This is a genomic window from Mucilaginibacter sp., assembly GCF_964263795.1.
Lineage (GTDB): Bacteria > Bacteroidota > Bacteroidia > Sphingobacteriales > Sphingobacteriaceae > Mucilaginibacter.
The window spans coordinates 1-6,032 of record NZ_CAXVWK010000005.1 but is presented as its reverse complement, the minus strand read 5'-3'; the positions used below and the strand labels follow the sequence as shown (position 1 = coordinate 6,032).

5 protein-coding genes are annotated in these 6,032 nt (G+C 41.0%); 3 read left to right on the top strand and 2 right to left on the bottom strand.

From position 1 onward, the window contains the following. Nucleotides 1-42 precede the first annotated feature (42 nt). Nucleotides 43-264: a hypothetical protein gene (locus ACE5CV_RS00340; protein ID WP_374948158.1), complete on the bottom strand. Its 222-nt coding sequence runs from the start codon at nucleotides 262-264 to the stop codon at nucleotides 43-45. Between the two features lie 700 nt (nucleotides 265-964). Between ACE5CV_RS00340 and ACE5CV_RS00335 the strand changes: the two genes are divergently transcribed. From ACE5CV_RS00335 to ACE5CV_RS00325, 3 genes are all read left to right on the top strand, one after another. Further along, entirely contained in the window at nucleotides 965-2,881 is a 1,917-nt protein-coding gene (locus ACE5CV_RS00335) for a patatin-like phospholipase family protein (RefSeq protein WP_374948157.1), read from the top strand. Further along, nucleotides 2,878-3,567, top strand: a complete 690-nt coding sequence (locus tag ACE5CV_RS00330) for a hypothetical protein (RefSeq protein ID WP_374948156.1) — start codon at nucleotides 2,878-2,880, stop codon at nucleotides 3,565-3,567. Before ACE5CV_RS00335 ends, ACE5CV_RS00330 begins: the two co-directional genes overlap by 4 nt. 516 nt (nucleotides 3,568-4,083) lie before the next feature. Next, nucleotides 4,084-4,917 carry a TolB family protein gene (locus tag ACE5CV_RS00325; RefSeq protein ID WP_374948155.1) on the top strand — a complete coding sequence of 278 codons (834 nt, stop codon included), beginning with the start codon at nucleotides 4,084-4,086 and terminating at the stop codon, nucleotides 4,915-4,917. Nucleotides 4,918-4,985: 68 nt separating this feature from the next. On the opposite strand, the gene ACE5CV_RS00320 is transcribed toward ACE5CV_RS00325, so the two are convergent. Further along, nucleotides 4,986-6,032: ATP-binding protein (locus ACE5CV_RS00320; protein ID WP_374948154.1), on the bottom strand; the 1,047-nt coding region annotated here is incomplete at its 5' end.

Sequence of the window (6,032 nt, the reverse complement as noted above, 5' to 3'; positions counted from 1 at the left end):
CCCTTCCTGTTATACTATTCTTTTCGTTGATGATGGACCTTCTTAACCAGTATTGGCTTCTGGGTCATCATGCAACACAGATTTCACTTCAACTTCAACCTGTCTTTTACATCCTGGTTGATAGGTTGATTGAGTCCTTTCTTTTTCTTCAAGCATTTCACCTACGGAGGCAGCGAAATGTAATGAAAAAAACTGCAGCTTGTCCCAAGGAAAAAAGGTTACTTCAATGCAGCAATAACATTTCCTTTTACTTTGGTAAACCATTTTTGAATTTAAAGCAAGTATTGTTGTCTATCATCAGCTAATGGGCAGTAGCATTTCTCGCCAGGCTTACCCTGCATTACCTTTTTCCTGCCATTGAAACCTTACTGGTAACTCCCCGGCCAGATCACAAGAGGCTATTTTACAGTATCCCCAAAGAACAATAGCAATCCAAAAGTGGTATATTCATGTTTATACTTTACAATTTTACTTTAAGTGATTTACAACAAATGGTTTATCGACTAATCAATTCAGTATGATTCCCTGGTAGGCATCCTTGCAGTTTAATGACCTTTATCAATGACTATCTCCACTAGTTTTATCTTCCAGGCGCTGCCGCGGATTGGTTTGAATAAATCTTAGTCCATACCAATGTTGGCACGCATTAAATAATTATAGTTGTATTCCTAATGCTGAATCAAGATTGCTGCGCATTATTAACCGGGCAGTTTTACAGGAAAAAAAATGAGAAGCTGTTGGAGATGAAGCGCGCCCCATTGTTCGGATGAATGGCAACCACCCAGCCGGAACACTAAACGCATTCAAACCAGGGGTGACAATAGAGTTGGTTCAAAAAACGGTCAGCAGGAAAGATTGGTTTAGTTTATTTGAGCCGTCTTGTAACCGAAGTTTATACAATGCAACAAAAAAAATCTGTACTTTTCATTAAAACTTACTAAGGCGGTAGTTCATATTATTCATTATGGAGCATAAAACTAAATATTTCCAAAATTGCTTGGGCGTGTTTCAGGGTGGTGGTTGCAAAGGAAGCGCATACGTTGGTGCCTATAAAGAAGCATTGAAATGGGGCGTGTCTTTTTCAGAGCTGGTTGGCACTTCGGCCGGATCCATCGTTGCAGTATTCATTGGTGCGGGCGCTTCTCCTGAGCAACTTGAAAAATATATATCAGAGCTGGATTTTAGAAAGCTTTTAAATCCACCCATTACGTTAGAAAAATATGCTGCTCCCAAGTATTCGAACTATATAAAACGAATACCGTTGCACGTCACTAAAACCTATCATAATATTTTTACGCATCTGGGTCTATACAATTCCCAATATTTGAAAAATTGGGTTGAAGAAAAGCTGGTAGAACTCCTGCCGAAAGCATCAAAACCAATCAAATTTAAAGATCTGATCATCCCCACAAGTGTGGTGGTAACCGACATCGTAAAAAGGGGAGTTGAAGTGTATAGCCAGGAAAAAAGTTCCAATAAGGATGTTAGCGAAGCGGTTCAATGCTCATGTAATATCCCATTTTTTTTCCAGCCAATCAATATGCGGTACGTAGATGGAGGTTTATTAAGCAATCTCCCTTCATTCATTTTTTCAGATAACAGTGACAAACTCTATAATCGTGTGTTAGCGTTTAATTTAGAAAGCAATCCCTCGAATCATGAATTCAATGATTTTGTGGGATTTACCAAAGCGCTGCTTAACACAACCTTGGAAGGGAACCTTGATTTGCAACTTTCCCTGCAAGACGATCTCCATGTCATTACAATAAATACAGGCGATATATCCTCTACCGATTTTGATAAAATCACAAAGGAAAATATCCAATTCTTAATTCAACAAGGACAAAAAGCGACGCACAAATTCTTTATCAATGAATTAGTCAAGGTTCATACACGCGTTAAAAATATTGACGTGTCAAAAGATTCATTTAACACCAACAATTTCATTACGCAAACTTTAGAATATAAATACGATGAAATATTGATCGCTGATACTAATACGGATTGGGTATATGAGTTATTTCCCACTCTCTTAAAATGGAAATACAATGGTTCTGAGATATCTGTTTTATTGCAGCGTGGCACCGATGACCCGGCACATTCCCCTTTTAGACAACGATTTCTAAAGGGACTTGGTGTAAATGTAGTACTGGTTGACAACCTTCCCATGCGGGGATTGATATTTGACGGAAATGTAAAAGAAAATTGCAAGGCAATTGTCTTAAACAGGATAGACAGCGGATTGACCTCGTATCATTCCAAGTTGTATAAAGGGGAAGAAGATTTTTACGCCATTCAATTTATGCGGGAAAAGATAAACAATTTACTGACCGGGAAGCCGACACCGCTTAAGAACATACTGATTGAGAAGGTCGACAATATAGAATTACTAAAACTGATTCGCAGTGTTAAACAATATAAAAACGAAAATGTAATAATCACTATTCAAGAAATGAATGTTGCAGAACTGATTTTTATCACAAAATATGTAAGGGGTTTTAAATATCGCCAAATTCAAAATCTGTTTGAACTGTATACCCAATTCGGTATAGAACATTTTGCGCCTGCCAAACTTAATCTTTTAGACGGAAAATATACACTCATAACACCGCCGGTAGTTGAGAAAATTGGTGATAACTATTATGTGGTAGAAGGAAATACGAGGCTGAGTTATGCCTACCGAAATGGGATCAAAACTTTGAAATGCGTGATACTGGAAGGCGTTAGCGACCCGCTTCCGAGTAAAGGGGAATTTCTTGCCAAAGAAATTTTACTGTCCGACAAACAGATGATAGGAGATCAGCGATATGAAGAGTTTGACTACAACAAATTCAGGAAAATTGAAAAAGCTGTTCGTAATCCTGACAACTGTCTTATATGAAAGCAAATGAAATAAACTGCCTCGATATCATACATCAATTGGCAAAATTACATAGCAATATTGAGGAGTTTTCTTTCAATAGCCATCATGCCTATAAGCTGCTACAGGAGCGCATTGACACGGAAGGAGAATTAAAAAGCAGTTACACAAAAGCATTAACAATAAGGGAGACCTATAGTTTTCCGTTCTGGGATAGCTTTAATGTTAGTCTTTTTCATACAAAGCTGGAGGACCTGTCTTTTTTAAGAGAGGTCAAATTCCATAATAAAATAAAAAAGACCTATTCGATTACCAGGGCAACCGTAGCAAATTTTCTGGTGGATCAGCAGGCAGTAGACATGTATCTTACATTTTGTTCGAAGGTTACATTCGCCGATGGTAAAATAAAACATTTTCCGCTGCTCGATTTTCACATTCCGGTGAGTGCTGCGAACGAAAATATATGCATTGGCGTGCTAAAGGCATTAAAACTCAAGGGTTTTTTACTTGATAGTGGGAAATCCTATCATTTTTATGGAAAGGAATTGTTAGAACAGGAAGAATTGATCAGCTTGTTGGCAACGGCCTTGCTATTTGCTCCTATCATTGACAGAGCCTGGGTTGCACATCAATTGATTGAAAGGAAATGCTCTTTAAGGATTTCAAAAAAGTATGAGCGATTGCCGCTAAAAATAAGGTCCATCTAAACCGCGGGAGTTACTGTCATCTGTTAACTATGATTGGCAGCACTATATAAATGACGTTACGGCATGTCTGCGTTTAGAATGGATCTTAAAGAATGGTCAAGCTTGCGTCGCGTGGTATCACCCTGCAACCGTTTTTATTTCCGTTTATTTAAAGGACTATGCGGTGATACTGACAGGTTCCTGCCTATAATTTTCGTCAATCTGATGCAGGTGGGTGCTACTGACCCCGCCCCGTCAGGGTTTTAACCGAGTTTACCGACAGTCATCTCCAACGCAAACAAAACAACATCTTTTCTTAATTATCAGATATCAGCAGCACCCGCAATTCACTTCGTTAACTTAGAGAGTAGCGGTGTGGGTTCACCAGTTTAAGTTTTTATCTTTAATCCGGACTAACTTTAAGTATATAAAAACCCGAACGTGAAGAAATTGTACTTTGTATCAATACTGTATTGTTTTCTAAGCCAAGCACGGGCGCAACCCACGCCGCAAATATTTCAACCTGGTATCATTAGCATGGGCGACTATGAATCGCATCCCGCTTTTACACCTACCGGTGATACCCTGTACTTTATTAAGCTGAGCAACGATTTAAAAATCTCGGCTATATGTGTATCCTATCATCGCAATGGAGGCTGGACAAAACCCATCATCGCCCCCTTCTCGGGAAAATACATGGATGCAGACCCCTTTGTGTCAAAAGATGGCCGCAGTTTATATTTTATGTCGAACCGACCAGAACCGCCCGCAGAAATGCCTAAAGACAATACGGATATTTGGAGAGTGGCGCTGGCTGGTGGATCGGCGGGTCAGCTCACGCATCTAGACCCGCCCATCAATTCTCCAGCTGATGAATATTATCCAACGTTAGCCGATAACGGTGATATGTATTTTGGTTCTACCCGAACTGATAGCAATCGTGGTGGCAGCGATATCTATGCTTCCCGGTATATCAACGGCCACTACCAGTTGCCCGAAAACCTCGGTGATGCCATCAACAGCAGCGGTAACGAATTTGAAGCTTTCATCGCCCCCGATCAGTCTTATTTAATATTCAATGCAACTTCCTCGTCACTCGCCCGGCTGGATTTCTATATAAGTTTTAAGAAAATGGGCCAGTGGACAAAAGCTGTAAAGATGGATGCACCACTCAATTCTGATGGCATTGAATGGTCTCCCAAAGTGACCCGCAACGGAAAGACTTTTTATTTTTCAAGTACGCGTAACTTGAATGACCAGGTTCCTGCCAGAGCCGAAAACATCCAGGAATTTAACCATCGCCTCCAATCTGCAGGCAACGGCCTCGGAGATATTTATACCGTTGACCTGAACAAGATACTGAACAGATAATCAGGATCTGTATTTTTGGATTGCGCTACTTGTTGAAAGCATTTCATTTAGTAGGCTTTTCCGCGTAGTCAGCCCGCTACAGGCACGCGCAATACAACCGTAGTTCCTGTATTACCCATACTTTCAATGTCTACCGTGCCACCCATGGCGAGTGCACGTTCTTTCATATTTAGCAGGCCATTACCCATTTTTGTTGACGTAGGATCGAAACCTTGTCCATTGTCCGTAACGGACAACTCGAGCAACTTGCTAGTTAGGGCAATGTTGACCTTAACTTCACTACAATGACTGTACTTGGCTGCATTGTTAACAGCTTCCTTATAGATGAGATAGATATCCTTTTTTTTGCCAATCGCCAGGGGCAGGCTCGCGGCACTGCCCTGCTCACGGAAATGATAGGTGATGTTCAACGGTTCCAGCATCTCCGCAAGAAATTCTTTCATGCGGATGATCAGTTTCTCCATATCATCATTACCAGGGTTGATGGCCCACACTATATCGCCCATGCTTTCCATGATCTTTGCCGAATTAAACTTGATCTTCTCTAGTTGCGATTTAACCAATGCTTGCTCATCAGCGCGGTGAAGCGCTACGCTGCTGTTAATATTGATGCTCGACAACGCAGATCCGATATCATCGTGCAGATCACGCGCGATGTTATTGCGTAGTTTTTCAATCTCCACCAGCCGCTTTGCTTTTTGTTCACCCCGGAAACGAACGGCGAATAACAAACCAATCACCAGTAATAATGACGACACCACTACGATGCCCCAGCGGGTAGTTTTTTCAGTAATCAGCTGAGCTGCGTTTACCGCCTGGTCTCGCTTTAGCAAAGCAATTTCTTTTTCCTTTTTTTCAGCCTGGTATTTGGATTCCATTTCTGCATTACTGCGCGCAGAAGAAGCCCTGAATGAACTATCCCGGAAAGCGCTGTATTGTGTTTTATATTCAAAGGCTTTTGCAAAATGTTTTAATGCCGCTTCATTCTCTGACAAGTTCCAGGTGGCTTCCGTTAACTCCTGCAGGTCGTCATTTTGTTTGGCGAGCGCAAGGTGTTGCCGGAGGTAGGGATCGGCCTTTGCGGGCTGCTGTATTGCCATGTATAATTCGCCAAG